Below are 2,691 nucleotides of genomic sequence, written 5' to 3'. Positions count from 1 at the left end.
ACAATTATTTACAGTATGTACATTAGAGAGGTTGAAAGAGTCCTTTAAACCTTTCAATCTCTTTAATATTTCCTTGGTTCCGACAATGTTTATCACTCTTTTCAGGTTATAAGCTAAAAAAGCCAAGCAGGTCTCCGTTTTTACTGACTCTATGCCTCTGGTCAGAAAATACGAAAATCCCCATCCCCTTTTTATTGTGCCAAATGGATGCTCCACTATCGTTTGGCGCATTCTGTATAATTCCTTGTTCTCACTGGTTCTATAATCAACAGGATATATTGGGGACGCTCCTGTTTTATGCCTCAGTTTTTCGGCAGTCCGCTTCATACATATCAGAAAGAGAAGTCAGTCTCCGGCTTGCCTTATGCCTATCCCATTTGGATTAATGCATTAAAAATGCTTAAATAAACAGGAGCGTCCCCTACCCTTTTGCCCTAGTTACCCCTTAAGAGTTATTATCTTTACTCTCTTTTATCTATATATTTATTCCTTACTTGGTCTAAAAATTTTGCAGCTTCAACACACTTTTTTTTAACTGGATGATCTTTCTGAAAACAACTAACAAATTCTTTAACAAGCGTATCTAATAATCTAAAACCATATTCATTACCATTAAAACCGTTAGAATGCTCAATTATTATATCCCAGAATCTTATGTCTTCAAAAACATCCATAAGCTGGTCTACTGCTACATTTAATTTAATTCCTTCAAAATTATCAGTTTTCCCTATAGAGTAAAATTCATATACTTTTTTGTATTTAATTCGATTCTTAATTTGCTTATAGATATTATACTCATCATTTATTGCAAAACCAGAATAACCAAAAAGTTCATAAATAATTGTTCCGTAGTTATCTTGTTTATTTATTTCAATGCCAGTTTTAGCTACTATTTTTTCTAACAAACATTTTACATTGTTGATTGGAAGAGACGGACTATTAATTTGTTGTACAATACAAAATATATCCAAAATCAACTCATTAGAAAGGTCTTTTAAATTAATATCGTTTATTATTCCATCATGTGCTACCTTATTTCTTATTTCAGGAAATTCAAAAAGATAATAAGGTGTAATCATATGATACAGATATTTATTATATTTATAAGATTTTTCTACTTTTTCTACTAGCGTACCAATATTTTGCTCAGCAACTCCACCATTTAATTCTAAACACAGATCATAAAAAAGACCCTCAACTTGAATTACTGCTAAATTGACGAAGGACTGATATTGTTTACTTTGATGTAGCTCTTTAATTGTAGTAAATATTTCTTTCCTTAAAACAAGTCTATGATGATTATTTATAATATCTATAATCCTTACAATTAGATCTTTCTCCAATATTACAGTATTGATCAACTCTCTGTATTTTTTCGTGTCACTTCTCTTCAGGTTTATAATTTCATTTATCTCATGAGCACTTAAGTAAATATTAAAAAATTTGATATATGTAGCGAAGTCAAAATCAGGATTAAAATAGTCATTTAAAAATCTAAAATCTATCTTGCCTTTATCGAATAATAACTCTAAAGAATTTCTTTCTTTAAAAACTAATGTCTTTCGTGACATTTTTTCCTTAAGGTGCTTTGTAATCTTTTTACGTAAGTATTCATCAATTTCTCTTATTGCTTCTTTATTAATATTTGAGAAATGCTTATACTTTCTATTCTCATAGCTTTCTTTTTTAGCTTTTTTCAGTCCTTCTTCACAAACCTCAATATTTTTACTAGCCTTTCCAAAATCATCAATCACTTCACTTATAAGAAAAATAAAATTATTAAGAAGTAATATCATTTCTTGTTTGAGATCATCTTCACTATCGGAATGTATTTCAAAGTTATAATTTTTTGTAAAATATTCTATTATTTCTTCTTTTGGTACTTCTTTATGGTCTATATATCTAGCAAAATTGCTCAATGTATCATAATGGTCATAAATCATTAAAACATCCCTCCTTTAAATAGCGAATTATATAATCTGTCCCCGCCACAAGACGTGGTCAGGCCTTGCGTGTGATTTCGGTTAACGTTTCCGTGCTTACAACATCCCTGAGCCGGACCCCAAGAGATAAACATTTGGGGCCGTCAGACTGGGCTAAAACAGCTAAAAATGCCATTGGCTTTATTGAAAGTGGGAGTACTTTTAATAAAATTAAGTGTTTTTTGATACCAAATCCCAAATGATAGCCATTTTAATCGCATAAGTGGGGCTGGCATAACCGCCCAAATGAGTTTTAGCACAGTCTGACGCTTCTGTTTTTTTGTTATCTTGAATAAGATATTTATTACATAAAAAAACAGAAGCGTCCCCTACCCTTTTTTTACCTAACAGTCTGATAAATCAACATTTCAAGCAATGACAACAGAATATTGCCTCTGGTTATTAGCTCAAAATCAGGCTTGTCCTTACTTCTATCAATTCGGAGTGCCTGCAAAACTGCCATTCTGCATCGTGTCTCGGGCTGAAGCCTGACCGCATATTCCACGCCGTTGACTGTCATATTCACGGTATAGCTGGCCTCTAGGGGTTTTGCGTGTGCCTTCTTCAGTAAATTCTTATGAAGATGTTCATATTGTCTTGGCTTTAATTGGCGTATAATCATAAAATCACTTTCCTTTCAAAATCGTACAACCCTTGAAAGAAGGTACAACGCATGATACAATATTTACGTTGTGACTGTCTTTTAGAT

The 2,691-nt window shown here is 32.1% G+C and carries 3 protein-coding genes; all 3 read right to left on the bottom strand.

Going from position 1 to position 2,691, the window contains the following annotated elements; genetic code table 11:
* A partial coding sequence (locus DFR58_RS21530; protein WP_147273238.1) for a transposase occupies positions 1-327 on the bottom strand: 327 nt, incomplete at its 3' end.
* 134 nt (positions 328-461) lie between these two features.
* Positions 462-1,943: a hypothetical protein gene (locus tag DFR58_RS21525; protein WP_114300506.1), complete on the bottom strand. Its 1,482-nt coding sequence runs from the start codon at positions 1,941-1,943 to the stop codon at positions 462-464.
* A gap of 379 nt (positions 1,944-2,322) precedes the next feature.
* The gene (locus tag DFR58_RS21520) at positions 2,323-2,604 is read right to left on the bottom strand and encodes a hypothetical protein (RefSeq protein ID WP_114300505.1); all 282 of its coding nucleotides are present in this window, start codon (positions 2,602-2,604) and stop codon (positions 2,323-2,325) included.
* Between the last annotated feature and the right edge of the window lie 87 nt (positions 2,605-2,691).

The sequence above is a fragment of the Anaerobacterium chartisolvens genome (genome assembly GCF_003337415.1).
Classification (GTDB): domain Bacteria; phylum Bacillota; class Clostridia; order Acetivibrionales; family DSM-27016; genus Anaerobacterium; species Anaerobacterium chartisolvens.
The sequence above is the reverse complement of the archived record's forward strand: the minus strand, read 5'-3'. Positions and strand labels throughout refer to the sequence as shown.

Coding starts and splice junctions, on each gene's coding strand:
- DFR58_RS21520 (WP_114300505.1), bottom strand. CDS start 2,604: ATGATTATACGCCAATTAAAGCCAAGACAATATGAACATCTTCATAAG.
- DFR58_RS21525 (WP_114300506.1), bottom strand. CDS start 1,943: ATGATTTATGACCATTATGATACATTGAGCAATTTTGCTAGATATATA.